A 24,413-nucleotide genomic window follows, 5' to 3' on the forward strand; every position below is an offset into this window, starting at 1 on the left:
GTGCGCCGCGGGCTCCCTACGGTGACGCGGTGATCGACTTCTCGAACGGTTCCGTCTTCAAGCTCAGCCCCTGCGACATGAAGGACATCGCGCCCGCCGTCGCGCCGCTGCTCGTCGCGGGCGAGCAGTTCGTCGCGTCCTTCAAGGGCGTGCGCGACTTCGTCGTCTTCACCGACAAGCGACTGATCGCGGTCAACGTGCAGGGCATCACCGGCAAGAAGCGGGACTTCACCTCACTGCCCTACAGCAAGGTGCAGGCCTTCTCCATCGAGACGGCGGGGACCTTCGACCTGGATGCCGAACTCGACCTGTGGTTCAGCGGTCTGGGCAAGGTCCGGCTGGAGTTCCGAGGCAACGCCGACATCCGCCAGCTGGGCCAGATGATCGCCACGTACGTGCTCTGATCTCGGACGGCGCCGGGCCGACCACTCAGACCGGGCCGCCGCCGGCGGCGAGCTGGCGCAGGTCGACGTGTGCCGGCGTCTCCACCGGCAGCGGCGGGTCGGCGTCGTGCACCTCGACGAGCTGGTCGAGGATCACCGGCTCCGGGAGCTGCCGGTACTGGGCCCGCGGGTGCGCCTGCTCGGTCACGGCCCCAGCGTGCGGCCGCGGAGTGCAGCGCAACAAGGGGTCCGGGCACGCTTGTGCTCTGGCTGCACTGGTGCACCAGAGCACAAGCGGCGGCAGGGTCAGTCGCCGGCCGGGACCCAGCGGGCGGGGCGCTTCTCCCGGAAGGCGGCGATGCCCTCCTGGCCCTCCTCACCGGCGAAGAACCGCGCCGACAGCTCGAGCAGCGCCGGGATCTGCCCGGGCAGGTCGGTGCCCGACCGCAGCAGCCGCTTCGTCTCGGCCAGCGCGGTCGGCGCCCCGGCGGCCAGGGCGGTGACCTGGGCGGCGACGGTGGCATCGACCTCGTCGTCCGGCACGGCCAGGTCGACCAGCCCGCCGGCCACGGCCGTCGTGGCGTCGAAGACCTCGCCGGTGAGCATCAGCCGGTGGACGACGTTGGGCAGCATCCGCGGCCGGCACACCGCGGAGATCACCGCCGGGACGACGCCGATCCGCACCTCGGTGAACGCGAAGGTGGCAGCGGAGCCGGCCACCACGACGTCGCAGGCCGCGGCCAGCCCCACCCCACCCGCACGGGCCGGGCCGCGGACGGCGGCGAGCACCGGCTTCGGCGCGTTCCAGATCAGCTCCAGCAGCTCCGGGAACTCGTTGACCCCCTGGTCGGCGGCGGAGCCTCCGGTGGCCTCGGCGAGGTCCATGCCGGAGCAGAACACCCGGCCGGTGTGGTCGAGCACCACCACCCGCACGGCGTCGTCGGCGAAGGCCTCGGTGAGGGCAGCGCGGAGCTGGGCGCGCATGGCGCGGGAGAGGGCGTTCCGGTTGGCGGGGGAGTCGAGGGTCAGCCGGGCCACGCCGGCGGACACGTCGACGGAGAGCACGCGGTCGTCATTGGTCGCGGAGGTCACGCCGCCATCTTGCCGGGGGCGGTCACACTGGGAGCAGCGATGACCACGACCCTCCCTCTCCTCGGCCAGACCCCGGCGCTGCCCGCGGACCCCTCGATGCTCCCGGCGTCGGCCCGGGACGGCCTGCCGACGACGCCGTTCGGCCTCTACGTCCATGTGCCGTTCTGCGCCACACGCTGCGGCTACTGCGACTTCAACACCTACACCTCCGACGAGCTGGGCCCGGGCGCCAACCGCAGCGAGTACGCCGGCACCGCCATCGCCGAGCTGAGGCTGGTCGCCGAGGTGCTGGGACCCGACCGTCCGCCTGTGCAGACGGTCTTCGTCGGTGGCGGCACCCCGACGCTGCTGCCGGCGCAGGACCTGGTGGCCGTCATGGACGCCGTCCGTGAGCTCTTCCCCGTGGCCCCCGACGTCGAGGTGACCACCGAGGCCAACCCCGAGTCGGTGACGCCGGAGTCGCTGGCCACCCTGCGGGCCGGTGGCTTCACCCGGATCAGCCTGGGCATGCAGTCCGCCGCCGAGCACGTGCTCGCCGTGCTGGACCGCCGGCACACCCCCGGCCGGGCGGTGCAGGCCGCCCACGAGGCCCGGGCCGCCGGCTTCGAGCACGTGAACCTGGACCTGATCTACGGCGCACCGGGGGAGACCGACGCCGACTGGCAGGCCTCGCTCGACGCCGTGCTGGCCGCGCCGGTCGACCACGTCAGCGCCTATGCGCTGATCGTCGAGCAGGGCACCCGGCTGGCCCGGCGGGTGGCCCGGGGCGAGCTGCCGATGCCGGACGACGACGTGCTGGCCGACCGCTACGAGATGGCCGACCGCACGTTCGGAACGGCTGGGCTCGGCTGGTACGAGGTGTCGAACTGGGCCCGCGACCGGGCGGCCCGCTGCCGGCACAACGAGCTGTACTGGGCCAACGCGAACTGGTGGGGGATCGGGCCCGGCGCGCACTCGCACGTCGGCGGACTGCGCTGGTGGAACGTCAAGCACCCGGCCGCCTACGCCGACCGGCTGGCCGCCGGTCTGCACCCGGCCGCCGACAGCGAGCTGCTGACGCCTGCGGACCAGGCGCTGGAGACGGTGATGCTCGGGCTCCGGCTGCGTGACGGCCTTCCGCTGACCGCACTGAGCGCGGCGGGGCGGGCGCGGGCCGCGGAGGCATGCGTCCGGGGGCTGCTGGCGGCCGCGCCGCACGAGGCGGGGCTCGCCGTCCTCACCGACCGCGGCCGGCTGCTCGCCGACGCCGTCGTCCGCGACCTCACGGACTGAAGGAGGACCCCGCGGCCCCACCCTGCAGCGGGGCCGAGGGGTCAGCCGTGCAGGGCGTCCAGCACCTGCTGGCCGAAGCGCTCCAGCTTCGTCGCGCCAACGCCGCCGATCGTGCCCAGGGCGGCCAGGGTCGCCGGCTCCTCGGTGGCGATCTGCCGCAGGGTCGCGTCGTGGAAGACGACGTAGGCGGGCACGCCCTGCTCCTTGGCGGTGGCAGCCCGCCAGGCCCGCAACCGCTCGAACGCCGGGGCGGCCGATGCGGGCAGCTCGGGAGCCGTGGACCGGCTGCCCCGGGCGCGGGCGGTGGCGGACCGGGTCGGGCGCTCGGGCTCGCGGCGCATCAGCACCTCGCGTTCCCGGCGCAGCACCGGCCCGCTGGCCTCGTTGAGCGCCAACGTCCCGTACTCGCCCTGCACCGCGAGCAGCCCCTGCGCCAGCAGCTGGCGGACGACGCCGCGCCACTGGCCCTCGGACAGGTCGGTGCCGATGCCGAAGACGGTCAGCTCGTCGTGGCTGTGCTGGGTGACCTTGTCGGTGCGCTTGCCGAGCAGGATGTCGATCGACTGGCCGGCGCCGAAGGACTGCCCGCGCTCGCGCTGCAGCCGCAGCACCGTGGACAGCAGCATCTGCGCCGGGATGGTGGCGTCCCAGGACTCCGGGGGGCTCAGGCAGGTGTCGCAGTTGCCGCAGGGTGCGCTCTCCTGGCCGAAGTGGGCCAGCAGCCGCACCCGCCGGCACTCGACCGTCTCGCAGAGCGCCAGCATCGCGTCGAGCTGGGCGGACAGCACCCGCCGGTGCGCGAGGTCGCCCTCCGAGGACTCGATCATCTTGCGCTGCTGGACGACGTCGGCCAGCCCGTAGGCGAGCCATGCGGTGGAGGGCAGTCCGTCCCGGCCGGCCCGGCCGGTCTCCTGATAGTAGCCCTCGACCGACTTGGGCAGGTCCAGGTGGGCGACGAAGCGGACGTCTGGCTTGTCGATGCCCATGCCGAACGCGATGGTCGCGACCATCACCAGCCCGTCCTCGCGCAGGAACCGGGACTGGTGCGTCGCGCGGGTCCGCTGGTCCAGCCCTGCGTGGTAGGGCAGCGCGGGGATGCCCTGGCCCACCAGGAACTCGGCCGTCTTCTCCACGGAGGCCCGGGACAGGCAGTAGACGATGCCGGCGTCCCCGGGGTGCTCGGTGCGCAGCAGGTCCAGCAGCTGCTTGCGCGGCTCGTTCTTCGGTGCGATCCGGTACTGGATGTTCGGCCGGTCGAACCCGGCGACCACGTGCAGCGCGTCGTCGAGCTGGAGCCGGGTGCTGATCTCGGCGTGCGTGGCGGGGGTGGCCGTCGCCGTCAGGGCTATCCGGGGCACGTCGGGCCAGCGCTCGTGCAGCATCGACAGGGCGAGGTAGTCGGGCCGGAAGTCGTGCCCCCACTGCGCCACGCAGTGCGCCTCGTCGATGGCGAACAGCGCGATCCGGCCCCGTTCGAGCAGGCGGGCGGTCGGTGAGGCGCCGCCGCCCAGGGACTCCGGGGCCACGTACAGCAGGTCGAGCTCCTCGGCGAGGAACGCCTCCTCGACGTCCCGGCGCTCGGCGCGGTCCTGGCTGGAGTTGAGGAACCCGGCGCGCACGCCCAGCGCGCGCAACGTGTCGACCTGGTCCTGCATCAGCGCGATCAGCGGGGAGACGACGACGCCGACGCCCTCCCGGAGCAGCGCCGGCACCTGGTAGCAGAGCGACTTCCCGCCACCGGTCGGCATCAGCACCAGCGCATCGCCGCCGGCGACGACGTGGTCGACGACCTCGCGCTGCGGTCCGCGGAAGGCGTCGTAGCCGAACACCCGGCCCAGCACCTCGAGCGCAGGGTCCCCGAGCGCGGGGGCTTCGGTCACGTCCACAGCGCGAGCGTAGGCGGGCAGGGGCCGGCGGTCTGACATCCGTCATGAGGTGTGGACGACGTCTCGCACTCCCGGCGGGGCCCCGTGGGCGGCCAGGCTCGGGGCATGCCCGAACCACTCGCCCTGGACGTCCGCGGACTGACCGTCCGGTACGGCAGCGCGACCGCCGTCCACGACCTGACCCTCGCCGTCCCCCGCGGCGAGACCGTCGCCCTGCTCGGTGCCAACGGCGCCGGGAAGTCCTCCGTCGTCAACGCCGCGCTCGGGCTGTTCCGCCCGGCGGCCGGCACGGTCCGGCTGCTCGGGCGCGAGCCGGCCGCGGCGCTGGAGGCCGGCGGCGTCGGGGCGATGCTGCAGCACGGCGGCCTGCCCAGCGAGGCGCGCGTCGGCGAGGTGCTCGCCCTGGTGCGCCGCCGCTACGACGACCCGTGGCCGCTGGCGGACCTGGTCGCCACGGCCGGCATCGGCGGCCTGCTCGACCGCGCGGTCGACGCGCTCTCCGGCGGGCAGCGCCAGCGGGTGCTGCTCGCCCTGGCCCTGGCCGGCGCGCCGCCGCTGCTGCTGCTGGACGAGCCGACCTCGGCCATGGACGTCGAGGGCCGGCAGGCCTTCTGGACGACGATGCGCGGTCTGGCCGGGCGCGGGCACACCGTCGTCTTCGCCACCCACCACCTCGACGAGGCCGACGCGGTCGCCGACCGGGTCGTGGTCGTCGCCGGTGGGCGGGTCCTCGCCGACGGGACGGCGGCCGCGATCAAGTCACGGATCGCCGGGCGTACCGTCCGGTTCCGCTGCCCCGGACCGCGGGACCGGCTGACCGGGCTGCCGGGCGTCACCGGCATCAGCGGGGACGCCGACCTCGTCGAGCTCGCCACCTCCGACGCCGAGGCGACCCTGCGCGCGCTGCTCGACAGCCGCACCCCGCTGCCCGACCTCGAGGTGCGCGGCGCCAGCCTCGAACAGGCCTTCCTGCACCTCACCACGCAGCCGGACGCCACCCGGCCGCACGCCACGCCGGACGCCACCGAGGGAGCCCTCCGATGACCGACCTGCTGCTCTTCCAGCTCCGCCGGGTGGGCCGGAACAAGCAGTACCTGTTCTTCACGGTGCTGCTGCCGGCGCTGTTCACGATCTTCTTCACCAAGGTCATCGGCGGGCAGGCGCCGGCCGGGGAGTACCAGGACCTCGCCGGCGCCGTCCTGGTCTCGATGATGGCCTACGGGGCGATCGGTGCCGCGCTGGGCGCGACGATCCGGATCGCCTTCGACCGTTCCTCCGGCTGGCTGCGGCAGCTGCGGGTGACGCCGGTGCCCACCGGGTCGGTGTTCGCCGTCGACGTCGTGGTCGGGGCGCTGCTGGTGCTGCCCAGTCTGCTGGTCGTGGCGTTGGTCGGGCGGTTCGTCAACGGCGTCGAGTTCGGCCTCGGCACGTGGCTGGCGCTGGTCGGCTCGCTGTGGGCGGGGTCGGTGGTGTTCGTGGCGCTCGGCGTCGCGGTGGGGCTGGCCCTGAACGCCCAGGCCGCGGGCGCGGCGATCGGGATCCTCGGCACCGTGCTCGCCGCGCTGGGTGGGCTGTGGTTCCCGGTGGAGATGTTCCCGGACGGGATGGCGGCGCTGGCCCGCGCGATGCCGTCCTACTGGTTCGCCGAGCTGGGCCGCGACATCACGGCCGGGACGTTCACCGGCCCGCCGGTCATGGTGCTGGCGGGCTACGGGGTCGTGTTCGCCGCCGCTGCGCTGGTGGTCGCCCGGCGGCGCCCGCTGCACGCGGTGGCGGGCTGAGCCGTGACCGGGCGGCCGACCGCTAGCGTCCGTCTCATGGACCGGTCGAACTGGTGGGGGCAGGCGATCTGGGCAGTGCCCTGGCTGCTGTTCCAGTTCTTCCCGATCGTCGACCTCGTCACCACCGACCGCCCGACGGCGGCGCGCTGGGTCGGCGCGATCGGGCTGCTCGTCTTCACCGTGGTCTACCTGCGGGTGATGGGCCAGCTCGGCCGGCCGCGGGCGCTGCGGCCGGAGTTCGCGGCGACCGCGGTGCTCGCCGTCGCGCTGGCGGTCGGGTTCGGGCCCGCTTTCGCCGGGTTGATGATCTACGTGTCGGCGGCCGCCGCGGCCACGCTGCCCGCGCGCTGGGTGTGGCCCGCTGTGGTCGCCGCAGCACTGGTGTGCCTGGCGGTGCCCCTGGCCTCGGGGGACCCCGGCCTGCTGTTCCTGTCGCCGATCTGCCTGCTCACCGCCTTCGGGATCCGGGGCACCGGCTATCTGATGACCGTGAACCGGGAGCTGCAGGAGGCCCGCGAGGAGCTGGCCCGCAACGCCGTCACCGAGGAGCGGCTGCGCTTCGCCCGCGACCTGCACGACCTGCTCGGGCACTCGCTGTCGCTGATCGCGCTCAAGAGCGAGCTCGCCCGCCGGCTGGCCGAGGCCGACCCGGCCCGCGCCCGACAGGAGATGGCCGACGTCGAGGCGGCGGCCCGCCGGGCGCTGGCCGAGGTGCGGGACGCCGTCAGCGGCTACCGGCAGGTCACCTGCGCCCAGGCCCTGGCGGAGGCGCGCTCCGCGCTGACCGGGGCCGGGATCGACGTCCGGCTGCCCGACCGGGTGCCGGCGCTGCCGGGCACGGTCGACGCCGCGCTCGGCTGGGTGGTGCGCGAGGCGACGACGAACGTGCTGCGGCACAGCCGGGCCGGCACGGTGACGATCGGCCTGGCCGAGGACGGGGTGCGAGCGGTGCTGACGGTGACCGACGACGGTCGTGGCGCGGAGGACCCGATCACCGTGCTGGGCACCTCGCCCGGGTCGGGGCTGGCCGGGCTGCGCGAGCGGGTCGGTGCGCTGGGCGGTGAGCTGGCAGCCGGCCCGGTGGACGGCGGCGGGTACCGACTGCAGGCCACGGTGCCGCTGCTCCCGGTGTCGGTGAGCGCGTGACGATCCGGGTGCTGCTGGCCGAGGACCAGGCGCTGGTGCGGGGCGCGCTGCGGGCGCTGCTCGACCTCGAGGAGGACATCGAGGTGGTCGCCGAGGTCGGCCGCGGCGACGAGGTGCTCGAGGCCGCGCGTGCCTGCCGCCCGGACGTGGCGCTGCTGGACATCGAGATGCCGGGGCAGGACGGGCTCGAGGCGGCCCGGGAGCTGGCCGCTGCGCTGCCGGAGGTGCGCACCGTCGTGCTCACCACGTTCGGCCGGCCCGGGTTCCTGCGCCGGGCGATGGAGGTCGGCGCCGCGGGCTTCCTGGTCAAGGACTCGCCGGTGGCCGAGCTGGCCCGGGGCATCCGGGCGGTGATGGCGGGGGAGCGGGTGATCGACCGGGACCTGGCCGCCGCTGCGCTGGCGATGGGCGCGACACCGCTGTCGGGTCGCGAGGCCGACGTCCTGCGTGCGGCGGCCGACGGGGCGACGGTCGCCGACATCGCCGGGCGGCTGTACCTGTCCGAGGGGACGGTGCGGAACTACCTGTCCTCGGCGATCGGCAAGACCGGGGCGCGCACCCGGGTCGAGGCGGCCCGGGTGGCGGAGGAGAAGGGCTGGCTCTGAACCGTCAGCGCGCCTGGCCGGCGTCGGCCGGGCTGGCGTCTGCGGAGCTGCTCTCGGCCGGCGTCTGGGCCGGCATCAGCGAGTCGAGGTCGAGCACCCGCACGTGGATGACGTTGCGCTGCTGCAGGGCCGCGCGCAGGGCCCGGTGCAGGCCGTCCTCCAGGTACGTCTCGCCGTTCCACTGCACCGCGTGCGGGAACAGGTCGCCGTAGAAGGTCGAGTCGTCGGCGAGCAGCGTGTCGAGGGCCAGCTCGCGCTTGGTGGTGACGAGGGTGTCCATCCGGATCTGCCGGGGCGGGATCATCGCCCAGTCGCGGGTGGAGAAGCCGTGGTCGGGATAGGGGCGCCCATCGCGCACCGCCTTGAAGATCAGGGCTGAGCCTCCCGCTCCCCGGCCCCCCGGTGGGGGCCGTCGACCGGAACCACACTAGTGGGGTCCAGCGGCCATCGCCGACGCTCGTCAGCAGGGATCGTTCCCATCTCCAGGGGCGGGCACCGCGAGCCGGAGGACGCCGGGATGGTGCGGTCGTATGCTGGCACTCGGTCCACGCGAGTGCCAGGCACCTGCCCGGGCGACCACCGCGGACCACGTCGATCCGGTACGGGAGGTGTCAGCCGTGGCGCACGACGACCGGCGCCTGCGGGTGCTGCGGGCGATCGTCCAGGACTACGTCTCCACCAACGACCCGGTGGGGAGCAAGGCCCTGGCCGCCCGCTACGACCTCGGGGTGAGCCCAGCCACGATCCGCAACGACATGGCGGTGCTGGAGGAGGAGGGCTACATCACCCAGCCGCACACCAGTGCCGGCCGGGTGCCCACCGACAAGGGCTACCGCTTCTTCGTCGACCGGCTGAGTGCGATCAAGCCGCTGTCGGCCGCCGAGCGGAAGGCGATCGAGAAGTTCCTCGACGGTGCCGTCGACCTGCACGACGTGCTGGGCCGCAGCGTCCGGCTGCTGGCCCAGCTGACCCGCCAGGTCGCCGTCGTCCAGTACCCGACGCTGGCGCGCAGCGCCGTCCGGCACCTCGAGCTGGTGCCGCTGTCGACGTCCCGGCTGCTGATGGTGCTGATCACCGACACCGGCCGGGTCGAGCAGCGCGTGGTGGAGGTGCCGGTCGACACCGAGGCCGCGACCGTCGCCGAGCTGCGCACGCTGCTCAACACCGCCTTCACCGGCGCGAAGCTGGGGGAGGCCAGCGACAAGGTCGGCGACCTGGTCGACGCCTCCGCCCCGCACCTGCGCCCGCTGGTCGCCGCGGTGAGCGCGACGCTGCTGGAGACCCTGGTCGAGCCCTCGGAGGACCGGCTGGTCATCGGCGGGACGGCGAACCTCGCGCAGGGCAGCGCGCTGGACTTCCCCGGCACCTTCCGCCCGCTGTTGGAGGCGCTGGAAGAACAGGTCGTCGTCCTGCGGTTGATGGCCGAGGTGGGGCCCAGCACCGTGACGGTGAGCATCGGTGAGGAGAACGAGCACGAGGCGCTGACCGCCGCGTCGTTCGTCTCCGTGGGCTACGGGTCCGGCGACCAGGCGCTCGGTGGCCTGGGTGTCGTCGGCCCCACCCGGATGGACTACGCAGGGAACATCGCCGCGGTACGAGCCGTGGCCCGCTACGTCGGCCACCTGTTGGCCGAGAGCTGAGGACTGAGAACGCTTCATGGCAACCGACTACTACGGCGTGCTGGGTCTTGCCCAGGGAGCCAGCGACACCGAGATCAAGCGCGCCTACCGCAAGATGGCGCGCGACCTGCACCCGGACGTCAACCCGGACCCGGGCGCGAAGGAGAAGTTCGGGGAGGTCAGCCGCGCCTACGAGGCGCTGACCGACCCGGAGAAGCGGCGGATCATCGACCTGGGTGGTGACCCCTACGACACCAACGGCGGACGGGGCGGCAGCCCGTTCGGCAACGCCGCCGGTTTCGGCGGGCTCGGCGACATCATGGACGCCTTCTTCGGCGGGGGCGCCGGCCGCGGGCCGCGTGGGCGCACCCGCGAGGGCGAGGACGCGCTGATCCGGGTCGACCTGGACCTCGACGAGACCGTCTTCGGCACGACGACGGAGGTCACCGTCGACACCGCCGTGCTCTGCGACGCCTGCACCGGAGCCGGCACCGCCCCCGGCACGCACCCGGAGACCTGCTCCACCTGCAACGGCCGCGGCGAGGTGCAGAGCGTGCAGCGCTCCTTCCTCGGTCAGGTGATCGCCAGCCGCCCGTGCCCCACCTGCCAGGCCACCGGCCAGGTCATCCCCAACCCGTGCCCCAAGTGCGCCGGTGACGGGCGGGTGCGCTCCCGCCGCACCATCCCGGTCAAGGTCCCGGCCGGCGTCGAGGACGGCATGCGCATCCGGCTGGCCGGTTACGGCGAGGTCGGCCCCGGCGGCGGCCCCGCCGGCGACCTGTACGTCGAGGTGCGTGAGCGCCCGCACGACGTGTTCACCCGCGACGGCGAGGACCTGCACTGCCGGGTCACCCTGCCGATGACCGCGGCAGCGCTGGGCACCACGCTCAAGCTCGAGACCCTCGACGGCGTCGAGGACCTCACCATCAAGGCCGGCACCCAGTCGGGCACCGTGCTCACGCTGCGCGCACACGGCGCCCCGCGGCTGCGCGGCACCGGCCGGGGCAACCTGCTCGTGCACCTGGACGTGCAGACGCCCACCCGGATCGACGGCCGTCAGCAGGAGCTGCTGCGCGAGCTCGCCGGGCTGCGCGGTGAGGACCTCACCGACGGCAACAGCGCGAACCACGGTGGCCTGTTCACCCGGGTACGCGACGCGTTCAACGGCCGATGAGCCAGGCCCCGGACGCACTCGCGGCCGACGGCGCCCCGCTCTTCCTGCTCGACGAGCTGCCGGACGGCGACGTCCTCACCGTGGACGGCGCCGAGGGCCGGCACGCCGTGGACGTGCTGCGGCTCGGCGCCGGGGAGCGGGTGCGGGTGAGCGACGGGCAGGGGCTGCTGGTCGAGGGCTCCGTGCTCGCGGCCGCCGGGTCGGCGTTGCAGGTGCAGGTGCTCGCCCGGCACGACGTCCCCGCCCCGCAACCGGAGTTCGTGCTCGTGCAGGCGCTGCCCAAGGGCGACCGGGGCCCGCTCGCCGTCGACCTGGCCACCGAGCTGGGTGTCGACCGGATCGTGCCGTGGACCGCAGCCCGCTGCGTCACCCGGTGGCGGGACGACCGGATCGACAAGGGCCTGGCCAAGTGGCGCTCGGTCGCCCGGGCCGCGACCAAGCAGGCCCGCCGGCCGCGGGTGCCCGAGGTGACCGAGCCGATGAGCACGCGCCAGGTCTGCGGCATGCTCGCCGACGTCGACCTGGCCCTGGTGCTGCACGAGCAGGCCCGCCAGCCGTTCGCGCAGCTCGAGGTGCCGACGACCGGGTCGATCGCCGTCATCGTCGGCCCCGAGGGCGGGCTGACCGACGGCGAGGTGGTCGCCTTCCGGGCGGCCGGCGCGCAGTCGGTGCGCCTGGGTGCGGAGGTGCTGCGGACGTCGACCGCCGGCGCCGCCGTGCTCGCCGCACTGAGCGCCCGCACCCGCTGGAGATGACGCTCGACTGAGCAGTTGTGGTCGCCGACACGACCGGACACGCCGGGGACGTCGACCACGACTGCGCACTCGGCGCAGCGGGCCTCAGCGCAGGGCGGAGCGGGCGCGGGCGCTGACCAGGTCGACCGCGGCGGTCAGCAGCACCAGCGCCACCAGCACGGTGGTCACCGCGCCCCAGTCGAAGGCCGCCACCCGCGAGGCCAGCAGCGCCCCCAGCCCACCGGCGCCCAGCAGCCCGACCAGCACGGTGTCCCGGATCGCCACCTCCCAGCGGTACAGCGCGAACGCCAGCACCGGCCCGGTCGCCGCCGGGAGCACCCCGTACAGCCAGCCACCCACCGGCCCGGCCCCCATCGCGGTGAGCGCCGCCCGGGGGCGCGGGTCCAGCTCCTCGGTCGCCTCCGCCGCCAGCCGCCCCAGCACGCCGAGCGTGTAGACACCGAGCGCCAGCGCCCCGGGGAGGATCCCGGGCAGCAGCACGAACAGCAGCACCAGCGCCCACACCGGCGGCGGCACGGCCCGCAGCAGCAGCAGGGCGAGCCGGACGACGGTCCCGGCCAGTCGACGTCCGGCTGACGCCCGGGCCGGGCGGGCGGCCACCCCGGCCAGCAGCACCGCCCCGACGGTGGCGACGGCGATCGCGATCACCGACATCTGCACCGTGTCGACCGCGGCCGCCGCGACCGCGGAGAGCAGCGGCCCGTCGACGTCGGGGGGCCAGGCGGCGGCCAGGACGTAGCGCAGCTGCTCGCCGGTGCGGTCGGAGACCAGCGTGGCCGGCGAGATCGCCAGGTACCACCACGACCAGACGACCCCGGCCAGCGAGCCGAGGACCGCCGTGGTGAGCGCGGGGTCCCGGCGCAGCCGGTCCCCGGACGAGCGCGGTGCGGCCACCCGCCGCCGCACCGCGCGGCCGCCGACGTCGGCGAGCAGGCACAGCAGCGCCAGCGCGTACACGCAGGACCACACCTGCTCCCAGCGCAACGAGCTGAACGACAGCAGCAGCTGGTAGCCCAGCCCACCGGCGCCGATCAGCCCGAGCACCACGGCCGACCGGACCGCGCACTCCAGCCGGTAGAAGGAGTAGGACAGCAGCCCGCCCGACGCCGGGGGCAGCAGCCCGTACAGCGCGGCCGTCGTCCGGCCGGCACCCGCGGCGAGCAGCGCCGAGTACCCGGTGCGCGGCACCTCGTCGAGCAGGTCGGCGAAGACCTTCGCGGTCACCGCGCCGTACGGGACGCCGATCGCCAGCACCCCGACCCACGGGTCCAGCCCCAGCAGGTTGACCAGCAGCAGCCCCCACACCGCCTCGTGCAGCCCCCGGGGGACGGCGAGCGCCCCGCGGGACAGCGTCCAGCCCAGCCGGCGTCGTCCCCAGGTGGTGCGGGCGACCGCCACCGCCCCGACCGCGCCCAGCAGCACCGCCAGAGCCGCCCCGAGCGCGGCGTAGGCGACGGTGACCAGCACCGAGTCGGCGAGCACCCGCAGGAACGCACCGTCCAGGGCGGGGGAGAGGGCGGCGGCGGCGAACCGGCCGAACTGCCCGGTGCCGGCCGGGTTGACCACGTCGCCGGCGAACGCCCCGGCGCCGGCCAGCGACCAGCCGACGACGGCGAGCGTCCCCAGCCCCCACGCCCAGCGGGCCCGCGCCCGGTGCAGTCGCGGGAGAACCGACGGCCGGTCCAGGACGGCGGTCACCGCGGGGCGCCGTAGAAGTCGGCCAGGTCCCCGACCGTGAGCGCGGCCGCAGGGGCGTCGAGCACCACCCGGCCCTCGACCAGGCCGACCACCCGGGTGCAGTGCCGCAGTGCCAGCGCCGGGTCGTGCAGCGAGGCGATCAGCGCGCCGTCCCGGTCGGCGGCCAGCCCGGCGAGCAGGGCGAGGGCGCGCTCGGCCAGCACCGGGTCCAGCGCCGAGGCCGGCTCGTCGGCGAGCACCAGCTCGGGCTGCTGCACCAGCAACCGGGCGAGCGCGACGCGTTGCCGCTGGCCGCCGGAGAGCCGTTCGGTGCGCTCGAACACCCGGTCGGCCAGTCCGACCCGGTCCAGCGCCGCGAGCACCTCGGGCAGCCCCTGCGGGTGCACCAGCGACCACGCCGCCCGCCACGCGGGCCAGCTGGACAGCCGCCCGGCGTTGACGTTGTGCACCACCCGCAGCTGACCGACCAGCTCCAGGTGCTGGTGCACCGTGCCGACCCGGGCCCGCAGCTGCCGCTGGGCCCGGCCGCGCAGCGCAGCGACGTCGTCCCCGAGCACCTGCACGGAGCCCGCGGTGGGCAGGACCGAGCCGTTGACCAGCCCGAGCAGCGTCGACTTGCCGGCCCCCGAGGGCCCGACCAGCGCCACCCGCTGGCCGGCGTCGACGGTGAGGTCGACACCGGCCAGCGCGCGGGTGCTGCCGTAGCGGACCTCGACGCCGTCCAGCCGGAGGACGGCGCTCAGCTGATCAGCCCCAGGTCGCGGCCGACCGCCTCGATCTGGTCGTAGTTCGACGCCTCGGTGGGGAGGAACGCCCCGGCGCCGAACAGCTCCAGCACCTCGTCCCCGGCGGGCAGGCCGGTGAAGTACTCGAGCAGCCGTCCGGGCAGGTCCGCACCCAGCCGCTCGACCGCCTCCGGGCTGAGCAACCAGTGGTAGTCGTGGTACTCCGGGGTGCGGGCGTACTGGACCACCGCCGCGGGGTCGACGGTCCCGTCCTCGACGCGGGACTGCCACACCTGCTCGTTGAGCACCCCGGCCTGGTAGCTGCCGGAGGAGACCAGCGAGATGGTCGCGTCGTGCGAGCCGGAGAACCCGGGGCCGCCGGGGAAGCCCTGCGGGTCGACGCCCTGTTCGGACAGGAAGTACGCGGGCATCAGCCGGCCGGACGTCGACGTCTCGCTGCCGTAGCTGAACCGCAGGTCGGCCAGCGGGCCGAGGTCGTCGGCCGGGGTCAGCCCGGTGCCGGTGTTGACGATGAACACCGAGGTGAACGACTCGTCGATGTCGCGCTGGGCGATCGGCTCGGCGCCGGGGGTCTGCAGTCGGGCTTGCACGCCGGTGAGCCCGCCGAACCAGACCAGGTCGAGGTCACCGGTGCGGAAGAGGGAGACGGCGGCGCCGTAGTCGGTGACCGGCTGGTAGTCGACGTCGAGATCGAGTGCTGCGGACATCGAGTCGGCGAGCGTGCTGTACAGCCGTTGCAGGACCTCGGGGTCCTGGTCGGGGATGGCGCCGATGGTCAGCGAGCCGCGGCTGCCGGTCGAGCCCCCGGACGACGACACGGGGGAGTCCCGGCTGCAGGCGGCGAGCCCGGCGGCGAGGACGGCGGCGCTCCCGGCGAGGAAGCCGCGCCTGCTCAGTGCGTGTTCTCCGAAGCCACCCGACCGGACGGCGCGACGGCTGCTCACTACGTCCTCGGATGGGGCTGCGGTGCGGACACGGGGGACCTCCAAGGGAGAGGGACGACGGGGACCGGCCCATCGTCGCCCACGCCGTCCTCCCGGGCCGCGCCGACCACCGAAATGGCCATTTCGGTGGTCGGCGGGACGGTCAGGCCAGGTCGACGATGCTGCGGGTGACCGCCGCCTGCTCGGTGAGCACGCCGCCGATCAGGTGCTGTGTCTCGTTGATCCGCTCCACGATCTCCCGGATCGAGGCGAGTGCGCCGACCACGTTCTGCACGTCGCCCTGGATGGCCGCGACCCGGCTGCTGACGTCCTCGGTCGCCTGGGCGGTCTCCCGGGCGAGCTCCTTGACCTCGCCGGCGACCACGGCGAACCCCTTGCCGGCCTCCCCGGCCCGGGCGGCCTCGATGGTGGCGTTCAGCGCCAGCAGGTTGGTCTGCTCGGCGATCCCGGTGATCACCTTCACCACCTTGTCGATCTCCGCGCTGGAACGTCCCAGCCCCGCCACGAACTCGGTGGCCTCGCCTGCGACGCGTTGACCGTCACCGGCCACCTTGGTGGCCTCGGCGACGTTGCGCTCCACCTCGTCGATCGAGGCGACCATCTCCCGGCCGGCGTCGGCGATGCGCTGGGTGGCGGCCAGTCGCTCCAGCGTCTGGGAGATCAGGAAGGCGGTGTTGCGCAGGGCGTCCCGCCGGCTGTCGGCGAGGATCAGCGTCCGCTTGGCGAAGAAGTCCATCGTGCCGACGATCCGGCCGCCGACGGTGATCGGCAGGCACACCCCGGAGCGGACGCCGGCGTTGCGCGCGGCCGGGGCGCGTACGCAGTCGTGCACCTGGCCGAGGTCCTCGACGAACACCAGCTCGCCGGCGGCCCAGGTGCGGCCGGCGACGCCGACGCCCTTGGCGAAGCCCGCCTCCAGCGTGATCCGCCGGAACTCCGGCCCCAGGTCGCCGGACTCCTGGGCGAACCGCAGGTCGTTCGTCGAGGCGTCCAGCGCCCAGTAGGAGCCGTAGTGCCAGTCGAACTCCCGCCGGATGGTGTCCAGCGCGACGGACAGCGTCTCCTCCTGGGTGCGCGCCTGGGCGAACCCGCGGAGCAGGCTGTTGATCGCTGCGACGTCGCCTGCGGCACGCTTCTGGTCAGCGGCCTCTGCCACCCGGCCGAAGGCCTGGGAGACCAGCAGCCCCACCGCCCGCAGCGCGTCGAGCCGTTCGGCCGACGGAGCCAGGGTCTCCATGGTGAAGAAGTCCATCGTCCCGACGACCCGGCCCTGCTGGATGATCGGGAAGCACACGCCGCTCTTCACCCCGACCCGTTGGGCCACCGGGGCGCGCACGCAGTCGGTCATCTCGCCGAGGTCGGCGACGAAGAACAGGTCCCGGGCCTTCCAGGCCCGTCCGGAGAGCCCGACACCCTCGGCGAAGGAGGCGCTCCTGGTCACCGCGCGGAACTCGGGTCCGGCGTCACCGGACTCCACGGCGAAGTGCAGCTGCCCGTCCTCCGGCGCGACCATCCAGTAGGAGCCGTACGCCCAGCCGAAGCTGTCCCGGACGGTGTCGAGCGCGGCCCGGGCCACCTCCTCGCAGGTGGTGGCCCGGTCCAGCGCGCCGAGCGCCCGGGTGACCGCGGCGATGTCGGAGCGTGCCTCGTCGAGTTCGGCGGTGTGCTGCGGAGCGGTGCGTCGTGACGCGGCGATGCGCATGGTGCCTCCACGGTCCGGGCAGCCGTGGCGTCGACGTCCCTGTGGTCGTGGTCGGCCGGTGGCGGCCCACCTTCAGTCGAACGACCAAGTCGTGCACTGTTCAACGAACTCTCTCGGTCCGCCGTCCACCCACGTCCTAGAGTCGGGCCGGTGAGCGAGCCGACGAACGAGTGCCTGTTCTGCCGCATGGTGGCCGGGGAGATCCCGCCGGACGTCGTCCGGGAGACCGACCGCACGCTCGCCTTCCGGGACATCAACCCGCAGGCGCCCACGCACGTCCTGGTGATCCCCAAGGAGCACCACGCCACCCTCGGTGCGCTGGTCGGCGCCGACCCCGAGCTCACCGCCGAGCTGGTCGCGGCCGCACACGCCGTCGCCGTCCAGGAGGGCCTCGTGACCGCGGACGTGCCCGAGCCCGGCTACCGCGTCGTGGCCAACACCGGGCCGCAGGCCGGGCAGACGGTCCACCACGTGCACCTGCACGTGCTCGGCGGCCGCGGCCTGGGCTGGCCGCCCGGCTGAGGCCGCTCGGGCCTGCCAGAGTGAGGGTGTGTCCGAGACCACTGCCCCCGTCCGGCTCGAGCGGGACGGCGACGTCGCCGTCGTCGTCCTGGACAACCCACCGCTGAACCTGTTCGACCAGGCGGTGTTCGACGCCTGGGAACGGGTGACCGGCCAGCTGGTCGAGCTCACCGATCCGGCGCGGCCCGACCGGGCCCGTGCGGTGCTGGTGGAGGCGCGTGGCCGGGTCGTCTCCGCCGGTGTCGACGTGCACCTGTTCGCCGAGATCGCCGAGGGCCCGGACGCCGTCGCCCGCGGCGGGGCGCTGTGGGCACGGCTGCTGCGCACGGTGCAGACGCTGGAGGCCCTCCCGGTGCCGACCGTCTTCGCCGCCCACGGCCTGACCCTGACCGCGGCGTTCGAGATCTCCCTGGCCTGCGACGTGCTGCTCGCCGCGGAGAGCGCGTCCTTCGGTCTGGTGGAGATCGTCGTCGGGCTCACCCCGTCGATGGGCGGGCCGCAGCGGCTGGCCGAGCGGGCCGGCCCGGCGCGCGCCCGGGAGCTCGTGTTCACCGGTGAGCGCTACCCGGCGGCGGTCCTGGAGCGCTGGAACGTGGTCAACCGGGTCCTGCCCGACGACGGCTTCCCCGAGGCGGCCCGCGAGTACGCCCGCCGGGTCGCCGCCGGCCCCACCGTCGCGCACGCGGCGACCAAGCGGCTGGTCGCCACCGCGGTGCGGCACGGCGTACCCGCGGCGGACGACGTCGTGCCGGCCGTCTCGGGGCTGTTGTTCGGCACCGAGGACCTGCGCGGCGCCGTGGCGTCCTTCCTCACCGACGGTCCGGGGAGGGCTCGCTACACCGGCCGCTGACCCGGTCCGGTGTGGAGCCGGGCTTCAGACGCGCCTGCGCGGGTACGCTGGGCCGGGTCACAACCCCCGTCGCAGGAAGGCAGGGTCGAGCGTTCTTGCCCGACACCTCACCAGACGCCGTACCGGAGACCATCGCGTCCTCCCGTGAGCTCTCCGCGCGTGCCGCGGGAGCCGGCGTCCCGGAACCGGCCGTACCGGCCGAGGTCCGCACCTCGATCACCGTCCCCGACAGCGTCTCCATGGTGGCCCTCCTGGGCTCCGGAGACGAGCTCCTCCGCCTGGTCGAGACCGAGCTCGCCGCCGACGTGCACGTCCGCGGCAACGAGATCGCGATCACCGGTCAGCCGGCGGACAACGCCTTCGCCGTCCGGGTCTTCGACGAGCTGATCGCGCTCCTGGCGACCGGCCAGGCGCTGCGGCCGGACTCGGTCCGCCGGGTCGTCGGCATGCTCCGCGCCGGCGGCTCCGAGCGCCCCGCGGACGTGCTCAGCCTCGACATCATCAGCCGCCGGGGCCGCACCATCCGGCCGAAGACGCTGAACCAGAAGCGGTACGTCGACGCCATCGACGTCCACAGCGTGATCTTCGGCATCGGCCCGGCCGGCACCGGCAAGACCTACCTGGCGATGGCCAAGGCCGTGCAGGCGCTGACCACCAAGCAGGTCAACCGGATCATCCTGACCCGTCCGGCGGTGGAGGCCGGTGAGCGACTGGGCTACCTGCCGGGCTCGCTGTCGGAGAAGATCGACCCCTACCTGCGGCCGCTGTACGACGCGCTGCACGACATGGTCGACCCGGAGTCGATCCCGCGGCTGATGCAGGCCGGCACCATCGAGGTCGCCCCGCTGGCCTACATGCGCGGCCGCACGCTGAACGACGCGTTCGTCATCCTCGACGAGGCGCAGAACACCACCGCCGAGCAGATGAAGATGTTCCTCACCCGGCTGGGGTTCGGCTCGAAGATGGTCGTCACCGGTGACGTCACCCAGGTCGACCTGCCCGGGGGCGCGCAGAGCGGTCTGCGGATCGTGCGCGAGATCCTCGAGGGCATCGACGACGTCCACTTCTCCACGCTGACCAGCTCCGACGTCGTCCGGCACCGGCTGGTCGGCGACATCGTCGACGCCTACGAGCGCTGGGACGCCACCCGGCAGCCGCCGGCGCAGGCGGCCGGTTCCCGTCCGGCCCGGCACGGCCGTCCCCAGACCCGGCAGCAGGGGAGCTGAGCGTGCCCGTCGAGGTCGCCAACGAGTCCGAGATCTCCGTCGACGAAGGAGCACTGGCCGGCGTCTGCCGCTACGTGCTCGACGCCATGGAGGTCAGCCCGCTGGCCGAGCTGTCGGTGCTCTGCGTCGACGGCGACTACATGGCCACCCTGCACGAGCGGTGGATGGGGGAGAAGGGCCCGACCGACGTGCTGGCCTTCCCGATGGACGAGCTGGACACCGCCCGTCCCGACGACCCCGACCCCGGTCCGGCGCTCCTCGGTGACGTGGTGCTGTGCCCGGCCGTCGCCGTCCGGCAGGCCCGCGCCGCCGGTCACTCGATGGCCGACGAGCTGCTCCTGCTGGCCACCCACGGCGTGCTCCACCTGCTGGGCTACGACCACATGGAGCCCGACGAGGAGAAGGAGATGTTCGGCCTGCAGTCGAAGCTCCTCGAGGGCTGGCGCGCCACTCCGCGGGAGTCGGTGACCGGCGAGCCGATGGAGCCGGAGACCCGATGAGCTCGACCGCGATCGTCCTGCTGGGGATCGCCGTCGTCCTGGTCCTCGTCGCCGGCGTCTTCGCCGCACTGGACGCCGCGTTGCAGCGGCTGTCCAAGGCCGCCGTGGAGGAGATGCGGCGGGACGGGATCAAGCGGGCGGGCCCGCTGGCGCAGGTCATGGAGGACCGAGCCCGGCACGTCGCCTTGCTGCTGCTGCTGCGGATCGCCTGCGAGACGGCCGCGACCGTCATCGTCGCGGTCATCCTCGACGGGTTGTTCGACGGCGTCGCACTGGGCGTGCTGACCGCGATCGCGGTGATGACGGTGGTCAGCTACGTGCTCATCGGCGTCGGCCCGCGGACGCTGGGCCGGCAGCACGCCTACGGCATCGCGTTGTCCGCGGCCTCGCTGATCCGGCTGCTGGGTCGCCTGCTCGGCCCGATCGCCACGCTGCTGATCCTCATCGGCAACGCGATCACTCCCGGCAAGGGCTACCGCGATGGCCCGTTCAGCAGTGAGGTCGAGCTGCGCGAGCTGGTCGACATGGCCGAGGAGCGCGGCGTCGTCGAGGCCGGCGAGCGCAACATGATCCACGGCGTCTTCGAACTCGGCGACACCATCGCCCGCGAGGTGATGGTGCCCCGGCCGGACGTGGTCTGGATCGAGCGCGGCAAGACCCTCCGGCAGGCGCTGGCGCTGTGCCTGCGCAGCGGCTTCAGCCGGCTCCCGGTCATCGGCGAGAACGTCGACGACATCATCGGCGTGATCTTCCTCAAGGACCTGGTGCGTCGCACCCAGGGCTCCTCGGAGTCCCGGGCCAGCGAGCCGAAGGTCGAGGACCTGCTGCGCCCGGCCACCTTCGTGCCGGAGTCCAAGCCGGTGGACGAGCTGCTCCGCGAGATGCAGGCCTCCCGGGCCCACATGGCCGTGGTCGTCGACGAGTACGGCGGCTTCGCCGGGCTGGTCACGATCGAGGACATCCTCGAGGAGATCGTCGGCGAGATCGACGACGAGCACGACACCGTCCAGCGCCCGCCGATCGAGGAGCTGGAGGACGGCTCGGTGCGGATCACCGCCCGGCTGCCCGTGGAGGACCTCGCCGACCTGTTCCGCGTCGAGCTCCCCGACGACGACGGGGTCGAGACCGTCGGCGGCCTGCTGGCCCGGGAGATCGGCATGGTCCCGATCGAGGGCTCGGCCGCCGAGGTCGGTGGCCTGCACCTGCTCGCCGAGAGCACCGGCGGGCGGCGCAACCAGATCGACACGATCCTGGTCAACCGGGTGCCCGAGCCGAGCGAGGAGGACGCGGACGACGAGCCCGCCCGGGAACCCGAACCGGCGGCCGTGGAAAGCTGAGGAAGGACCCTCCCGCCCCCCACCGCTCGCAACCTCGTGTCGGGCCCCCGCGGAAGGGCCAGGGCGATGGACAGGAGATCGATCCGGTGGCTGAGCTGGACCCCGAGGACGCCAAGCTGATCACGCTGGCCCGCTCCGCCCGGAGCCGCACCGGCGCGGCCGAGGGCGCCGCGGTGCGCGACACGGACGGGCGCACGTACCTCGCAGCCACCGTGGCGCTGCCCTCGCTGCAGCTGTCCGCGCTGCAGGCCGCCGTCGCCGCCGCGGTCTCCAGCGGTGTCGACGGGCTCGAGGCCGCAGCCGTCGTCAGCGCTGCCGAGGCCGTCGAGGAGGCCGGGCTGGCCGCCGTCCACGACCTGACGGCCGCGGCGCCGGTCCTGCTCGCCGGGCCCGACGGGGTGCTCCGCACCACCACCTGACCCCCGGCATCCTGGCCGGGCGGATGTGTCGAAGGGTGTAGCCGAGCTACACCTTTCGGGGCGCGGAGATCGGCCCGGTCTGGACCAGGGTGGGGCTGTGTCCGTGACACAGCGATCGGCCCTACTCCGCGCCGTCCCCCTGCTCTGGGCGGAGACCCGGCCGGTGGTGCAGGCGGTCTTCGCGCTGCGGTACACCGTCGGGGCCGTCGTCGGGGTGGCCGGTGCCGGCGCGCTGCGGCCGGCGGTCGTGATCGGTGCGCTGGCCTGGTCGCTGCTGGTGATGAGCATCTACCTGGTCAACGGGGTCTCCGACCTGCTCGGCGACCGGGCCAACGGCAGCACCCGGCCGCTGGCCTCCGGCCGGGTCGAGGCGCGGGTCGCGGTGCGGACGGCGTGGGCGCTGGCCGGTGCCGGACTGCTGCTGGCGGCCTGCTCGGGGGTGCTCGCACTGCTGGCCTGCGCGGTGGCGATGACCGTGCTCGGCTGGGCGTACAGCGTCGGACCGCGGCCGCTCAAGCACAGCGTGGCCGGCACCACGGTGGCCGCGATCGGGGGCGGCCTGCTCAGCTACGGCGCCGGCGTGGCCGCGGCCGGTGGCGGCCTGTCGGCCCCGTACGCAGCGGTCTTCCTGCTCCTGTCGGCATGGATGGCCGTCGCCGGCGCGTCCAAGGACCTCGGTGACCGGGAGGGGGACCGGGTGGCCGGGCGACGTACCTTGCCCGTCGTGGCCGGACACCGCACCGCCGTCCGGGTGATCGCCGGCGGTTCGCTGCTGCTGGGGCTCACCGCCCTCGCGCTCGCCGGGGTCTGGCCGCAGCTCCTCGCGCCCGCCGCCGCGCTGTGCCTCGGGGGCGAGGTCGTCGCCGTGCTCGCGCTGCTGACGCCGGAGGGCGGCCCACGGCAGCGCCGGCGTCGGCCCTACCGTGCCTTCATGGTCACCCAGTACCTGGCGAACCCGCTCGTCGTCGTCAGCGTGCTGCTGTGACCGCACCGGAGGACGCCGACCGGATCACCGATGCCGACGACGAGCTCGACGCCGCGATCGCCGACACGGTCCTGGCCGATGCCGCCGTCGTCGCACCCCGGCTGTCGGCGGACCCCGCCCGGGCCGCCCAGCTGCACGGTCGCCTCCTCGCCGTGCTGCGGGCGACCCACGCCCGGGTCCGCGGGCTGCCGCCGGCTGCGGCCCCGGCCGCCCAGCCCGACGTCGGCGCGGCCCGGGCCCGCACCGGCCTGCACCCGGCGGAGTCGCTGCGGGTGGCCAGCCTGCTGTTCCAGCGGGCGCTGCCCGCGCTCGTCGCGCACCACCGGGACGACGCCCTCCTCGGTGCCCGTTCTCCTGCCGAGCAGGTCGCGCTGGTCCTGCACCAGGTGATCGACGAGCTGGTCATCCCCGCGTCGGTCTCCTACGTCGACGTGCTGCTCGCCCGGATCAGCGACGCCAACCGGGACGAGCGCCGCCGGGTCGCCCGCGACCTGCACGACCACACCAGCCACGGGATCGGTGCGGCGATGCAGGGCATCGACCTGGCCCTGCACCTGCACGCCACCGGCCAGCCGCTGGACGTCGACCGGCTGCGCACCACCCGGCAGCTGCTGCTGGACACGCTCAACGACGTGCGTGGCCTGGCCACCCGGCTGCGCGACGTGGTCGGGGACCGCTCCCTGGCCCAGGCGCTGCAGGAGTACCTGGACTTCACCGCCCCGGTCGGGCTGGAGGTGACGCTCACCGAGGACGGCGAGGAGGCGGCACCGCTGCCCGGCCACGTCAAGGAGGAGAGCTACCTCATCGTGCGCGAGGCGATCCGCAACTCGTTCCTGCACGGCCGCCGGGCCACCCGGCTGGACGTCGTCGTCCGGGTCGCCGACGGGCAGCTGCAGGCCAGCGTGGCCGACGACGGCACCGGCTTCGACCCCGCGGCGGTCGACGCCACCCGCAGCGTCGGGCTCGCGTCGGTGCGGGAGCGCGCCGAGGGCCTCGGTGGCGACGTGGCCCTGGAGACCGGGCCGGACGGCGTCTGCCTCGTGCTGACCGTGCCGCTGCCCCGGGCGAGCGCATGACCGGCGTCGAGCGCGGGCTGCGGGTGGTCCTGGTCGACGACCACCGGCTGTTCCGCGAGAGCCTGGGCGCGCTGCTGGCCGTGCACGAGGGCATCGAGGTGGTCGCGGAGGGGGCGAACGGGGAGGAGGCGGTGCGGCTGGCCCGCCAGCACCGGCCCGACGTGGTGCTGCTGGACGTCGAGATGCCCGGCCAGTCGGTGCTGACCTCCCTGGTCGAGATCCGCAGCGCCTCGCCGTCCACCCGCATCGTCGTCCTGACCATGCACGAGAACACCCCGCTGGCCCGCCAGCTGCTGCTCCGCGGCGCCTCCGCCTACCTGATCAAGACGATCGGGCACCACGAGCTGGTGGCGGCGATTCGGGCCGCCACCGACCGTGAGCAGGACCTGATCACCCTGTCGGTGTCCCGCGGGGGGCTGGCCGGCCTCACCTCGCAGGGTGGACCGATGCTGTCCGAACGCGAGGTGGAGGTGCTCGCCCTCGTCGGCAAGGCGCGCTCCAACGCGGCGATCGCCGCCGAGCTGCGGATCAGCGAGGGGACGGTGAAACGGCACCTGAGCAACATCAACGCCAAGCTCGGTTCGACGTCCCGGCTGGACGCCGTGCGACGGGCGACCCGGGCGCGGCTGCTCGCCCCCGGCCTCGGGGACGACTGAGGAAGGACCCCGTGCTCCCCACCCTTCGCGAGCTCGCCG

General features: G+C 74.2%; 26 protein-coding genes and 1 pseudogene. 18 read left to right on the forward strand and 9 right to left on the reverse strand.

Annotated features, from left to right (window positions below):
• Positions 1 to 29 precede the first annotated feature (29 nt).
• Positions 30 to 404 carry a PH domain-containing protein gene (locus O2W53_RS05200; protein WP_036336656.1) on the forward strand — a complete coding sequence of 125 codons (375 nt, stop codon included), beginning with the start codon at positions 30 to 32 and terminating at the stop codon, positions 402 to 404.
• A 25-nt stretch (positions 405 to 429) separates the two neighbouring features.
• On the opposite strand, the gene O2W53_RS05205 is transcribed toward O2W53_RS05200, so the two are convergent.
• Both O2W53_RS05205 and O2W53_RS05210 read right to left on the reverse strand, forming a co-directional pair.
• On the reverse strand, positions 430 to 591 hold the full coding sequence (locus O2W53_RS05205) for a hypothetical protein (protein ID WP_269161959.1): 162 nt from the start codon (positions 589 to 591) through the stop codon (positions 430 to 432).
• Between the two features lie 98 nt (positions 592 to 689).
• Complete coding sequence (locus tag O2W53_RS05210; protein WP_269161960.1) at positions 690 to 1,475, reverse strand: enoyl-CoA hydratase-related protein; 786 nt, start codon at positions 1,473 to 1,475, stop codon at positions 690 to 692.
• A gap of 39 nt (positions 1,476 to 1,514) precedes the next feature.
• Between O2W53_RS05210 and hemW the strand changes: the two genes are divergently transcribed.
• Entirely contained in the window at positions 1,515 to 2,747 is a 1,233-nt protein-coding gene (gene hemW, locus O2W53_RS05215; protein WP_269161961.1) for a radical SAM family heme chaperone HemW, read from the forward strand.
• A 41-nt stretch (positions 2,748 to 2,788) separates the two neighbouring features.
• Here the strand turns inward: hemW and recQ are convergent, their stop codons facing one another.
• Complete coding sequence (recQ, locus tag O2W53_RS05220) at positions 2,789 to 4,633, reverse strand: DNA helicase RecQ (protein ID WP_269161962.1); 1,845 nt, start codon at positions 4,631 to 4,633, stop codon at positions 2,789 to 2,791.
• Between the two features lie 105 nt (positions 4,634 to 4,738).
• Between recQ and O2W53_RS05225 the strand changes: the two genes are divergently transcribed.
• The 4 genes from O2W53_RS05225 to O2W53_RS05240 are packed head-to-tail and all read left to right on the forward strand — an operon-like array spanning position 4,739 to position 8,165.
• On the forward strand, positions 4,739 to 5,677 hold the full coding sequence (locus tag O2W53_RS05225; RefSeq protein ID WP_269161963.1) for an ATP-binding cassette domain-containing protein: 939 nt from the start codon (positions 4,739 to 4,741) through the stop codon (positions 5,675 to 5,677).
• Positions 5,674 to 6,414 carry an ABC transporter permease gene (locus O2W53_RS05230; RefSeq protein WP_269161964.1) on the forward strand — a complete coding sequence of 247 codons (741 nt, stop codon included), beginning with the start codon at positions 5,674 to 5,676 and terminating at the stop codon, positions 6,412 to 6,414. Before O2W53_RS05225 ends, O2W53_RS05230 begins: the two co-directional genes overlap by 4 nt.
• A 36-nt stretch (positions 6,415 to 6,450) precedes the next feature.
• On the forward strand, positions 6,451 to 7,560 hold the full coding sequence (locus O2W53_RS05235) for a sensor histidine kinase (RefSeq protein ID WP_269161965.1): 1,110 nt from the start codon (positions 6,451 to 6,453) through the stop codon (positions 7,558 to 7,560).
• Entirely contained in the window at positions 7,557 to 8,165 is a 609-nt protein-coding gene (locus O2W53_RS05240) for a response regulator transcription factor (protein WP_269161966.1), read from the forward strand. Before O2W53_RS05235 ends, O2W53_RS05240 begins: the two co-directional genes overlap by 4 nt.
• Positions 8,166 to 8,169: 4 nt before the next feature.
• On the opposite strand, the gene O2W53_RS05245 is transcribed toward O2W53_RS05240, so the two are convergent.
• Entirely contained in the window at positions 8,170 to 8,538 is a 369-nt protein-coding gene (locus O2W53_RS05245) for a type II toxin-antitoxin system VapB family antitoxin (RefSeq protein ID WP_442929274.1), read from the reverse strand.
• Positions 8,539 to 8,782: 244 nt separating this feature from the next.
• Here O2W53_RS05245 and hrcA point away from each other — a divergent pair, with 244 nt between their 5' ends.
• The 3 genes from hrcA to O2W53_RS05260 are packed head-to-tail and all read left to right on the forward strand — an operon-like array spanning position 8,783 to position 11,713.
• Positions 8,783 to 9,805 carry a heat-inducible transcriptional repressor HrcA gene (gene hrcA, locus O2W53_RS05250; RefSeq protein ID WP_269161967.1) on the forward strand — a complete coding sequence of 341 codons (1,023 nt, stop codon included), beginning with the start codon at positions 8,783 to 8,785 and terminating at the stop codon, positions 9,803 to 9,805.
• A 16-nt stretch (positions 9,806 to 9,821) separates the two neighbouring features.
• Positions 9,822 to 10,958 carry a molecular chaperone DnaJ gene (gene dnaJ / locus O2W53_RS05255; RefSeq protein WP_269161968.1) on the forward strand — a complete coding sequence of 379 codons (1,137 nt, stop codon included), beginning with the start codon at positions 9,822 to 9,824 and terminating at the stop codon, positions 10,956 to 10,958.
• The gene (locus tag O2W53_RS05260; RefSeq protein WP_269161969.1) at positions 10,955 to 11,713 is read left to right on the forward strand and encodes a 16S rRNA (uracil(1498)-N(3))-methyltransferase; all 759 of its coding nucleotides are present in this window, start codon (positions 10,955 to 10,957) and stop codon (positions 11,711 to 11,713) included. Before dnaJ ends, O2W53_RS05260 begins: the two co-directional genes overlap by 4 nt.
• Before the next feature lie 84 nt (positions 11,714 to 11,797).
• Here the strand turns inward: O2W53_RS05260 and O2W53_RS05265 are convergent, their stop codons facing one another.
• The 5 genes and pseudogenes from O2W53_RS05265 to O2W53_RS05280 all read right to left on the reverse strand — a co-directional run.
• Positions 11,798 to 13,411, reverse strand: a complete 1,614-nt coding sequence (locus tag O2W53_RS05265; protein WP_269161970.1) for a PhnE/PtxC family ABC transporter permease — start codon at positions 13,409 to 13,411, stop codon at positions 11,798 to 11,800.
• Positions 13,408 to 14,154, reverse strand: coding sequence for a phosphonate ABC transporter ATP-binding protein (locus tag O2W53_RS05270; protein WP_269162374.1), 747 nt, complete (start codon positions 14,152 to 14,154; stop codon positions 13,408 to 13,410). Before O2W53_RS05270 ends, O2W53_RS05265 begins: the two co-directional genes overlap by 4 nt.
• Positions 14,151 to 15,101: a putative selenate ABC transporter substrate-binding protein gene (locus O2W53_RS05275; protein WP_269161971.1), complete on the reverse strand. Its 951-nt coding sequence runs from the start codon at positions 15,099 to 15,101 to the stop codon at positions 14,151 to 14,153. The genes O2W53_RS05270 and O2W53_RS05275 overlap by 4 nt, the downstream gene beginning before the upstream one ends.
• 142 nt (positions 15,102 to 15,243) lie before the next feature.
• Positions 15,244 to 15,702, reverse strand: a complete 459-nt coding sequence (locus O2W53_RS23875) for a methyl-accepting chemotaxis protein (RefSeq protein WP_442929275.1) — start codon at positions 15,700 to 15,702, stop codon at positions 15,244 to 15,246.
• Positions 15,703 to 15,756: 54 nt separating this feature from the next.
• A pseudogene (locus O2W53_RS05280) lies at positions 15,757 to 16,803 on the reverse strand (GAF domain-containing protein); the annotation flags it as partial.
• Positions 16,804 to 16,953: 150 nt separating this feature from the next.
• On the opposite strand from O2W53_RS05280, the gene O2W53_RS05285 reads away from it, so the two are divergent.
• The 9 genes from O2W53_RS05285 (at position 16,954) to O2W53_RS05325 (ending at position 24,374) form a co-directional block, all read left to right on the forward strand.
• On the forward strand, positions 16,954 to 17,325 hold the full coding sequence (locus O2W53_RS05285) for a histidine triad nucleotide-binding protein (protein ID WP_269161973.1): 372 nt from the start codon (positions 16,954 to 16,956) through the stop codon (positions 17,323 to 17,325).
• A 28-nt stretch (positions 17,326 to 17,353) separates the two neighbouring features.
• The gene (locus O2W53_RS05290; RefSeq protein ID WP_269161974.1) at positions 17,354 to 18,175 is read left to right on the forward strand and encodes an enoyl-CoA hydratase/isomerase family protein; all 822 of its coding nucleotides are present in this window, start codon (positions 17,354 to 17,356) and stop codon (positions 18,173 to 18,175) included.
• 95 nt (positions 18,176 to 18,270) lie between these two features.
• Entirely contained in the window at positions 18,271 to 19,401 is a 1,131-nt protein-coding gene (locus tag O2W53_RS05295; RefSeq protein ID WP_269161975.1) for a PhoH family protein, read from the forward strand.
• 2 nt (positions 19,402 to 19,403) lie between these two features.
• Positions 19,404 to 19,901: an rRNA maturation RNase YbeY gene (ybeY, locus tag O2W53_RS05300; protein ID WP_036333675.1), complete on the forward strand. Its 498-nt coding sequence runs from the start codon at positions 19,404 to 19,406 to the stop codon at positions 19,899 to 19,901.
• The gene (locus O2W53_RS05305) at positions 19,898 to 21,238 is read left to right on the forward strand and encodes a hemolysin family protein (RefSeq protein ID WP_269161976.1); all 1,341 of its coding nucleotides are present in this window, start codon (positions 19,898 to 19,900) and stop codon (positions 21,236 to 21,238) included. Before ybeY ends, O2W53_RS05305 begins: the two co-directional genes overlap by 4 nt.
• An 86-nt stretch (positions 21,239 to 21,324) precedes the next feature.
• Positions 21,325 to 21,657, forward strand: a complete 333-nt coding sequence (locus tag O2W53_RS05310) for a hypothetical protein (protein ID WP_036333679.1) — start codon at positions 21,325 to 21,327, stop codon at positions 21,655 to 21,657.
• Positions 21,658 to 21,760: 103 nt separating this feature from the next.
• Positions 21,761 to 22,642 (forward strand): UbiA family prenyltransferase, encoded by an 882-nt coding sequence (locus tag O2W53_RS05315; RefSeq protein ID WP_269161977.1) that lies wholly within the window; start codon positions 21,761 to 21,763, stop codon positions 22,640 to 22,642.
• Positions 22,639 to 23,718 carry a sensor histidine kinase gene (locus O2W53_RS05320; RefSeq protein WP_269161978.1) on the forward strand — a complete coding sequence of 360 codons (1,080 nt, stop codon included), beginning with the start codon at positions 22,639 to 22,641 and terminating at the stop codon, positions 23,716 to 23,718. Before O2W53_RS05315 ends, O2W53_RS05320 begins: the two co-directional genes overlap by 4 nt.
• On the forward strand, positions 23,715 to 24,374 hold the full coding sequence (locus tag O2W53_RS05325; RefSeq protein ID WP_269161979.1) for a response regulator transcription factor: 660 nt from the start codon (positions 23,715 to 23,717) through the stop codon (positions 24,372 to 24,374). The genes O2W53_RS05320 and O2W53_RS05325 overlap by 4 nt, the downstream gene beginning before the upstream one ends.
• Positions 24,375 to 24,413 lie beyond the last annotated feature (39 nt).

Source organism: Modestobacter sp. VKM Ac-2978 (genome assembly GCF_026968025.1).
In the GTDB taxonomy this organism is placed as follows: Bacteria; Actinomycetota; Actinomycetes; order Mycobacteriales; family Geodermatophilaceae; genus Modestobacter.

Excerpts from the sequence above, each read along its gene's own strand:
- O2W53_RS05235 (WP_269161965.1), top strand. The coding sequence starts at position 6,451 with ATGGACCGGTCGAACTGGTGGGGGCAGGCGATCTGGGCAGTGCCCTGG.
- O2W53_RS05325 (WP_269161979.1), top strand. The coding sequence starts at position 23,715 with ATGACCGGCGTCGAGCGCGGGCTGCGGGTGGTCCTGGTCGACGACCAC.
- O2W53_RS05305 (WP_269161976.1), top strand. The coding sequence starts at position 19,898 with ATGAGCTCGACCGCGATCGTCCTGCTGGGGATCGCCGTCGTCCTGGTC.
- O2W53_RS23875 (WP_442929275.1), bottom strand. The coding sequence starts at position 15,702 with ATGGTCGCCTCGATCGACGAGGTGGAGCGCAACGTCGCCGAGGCCACC.
- O2W53_RS05260 (WP_269161969.1), top strand. The coding sequence starts at position 10,955 with ATGAGCCAGGCCCCGGACGCACTCGCGGCCGACGGCGCCCCGCTCTTC.
- dnaJ (WP_269161968.1), top strand. The coding sequence starts at position 9,822 with ATGGCAACCGACTACTACGGCGTGCTGGGTCTTGCCCAGGGAGCCAGC.
- hemW (WP_269161961.1), top strand. The coding sequence starts at position 1,515 with ATGACCACGACCCTCCCTCTCCTCGGCCAGACCCCGGCGCTGCCCGCG.
- O2W53_RS05230 (WP_269161964.1), top strand. The coding sequence starts at position 5,674 with ATGACCGACCTGCTGCTCTTCCAGCTCCGCCGGGTGGGCCGGAACAAG.
- O2W53_RS05225 (WP_269161963.1), top strand. The coding sequence starts at position 4,739 with ATGCCCGAACCACTCGCCCTGGACGTCCGCGGACTGACCGTCCGGTAC.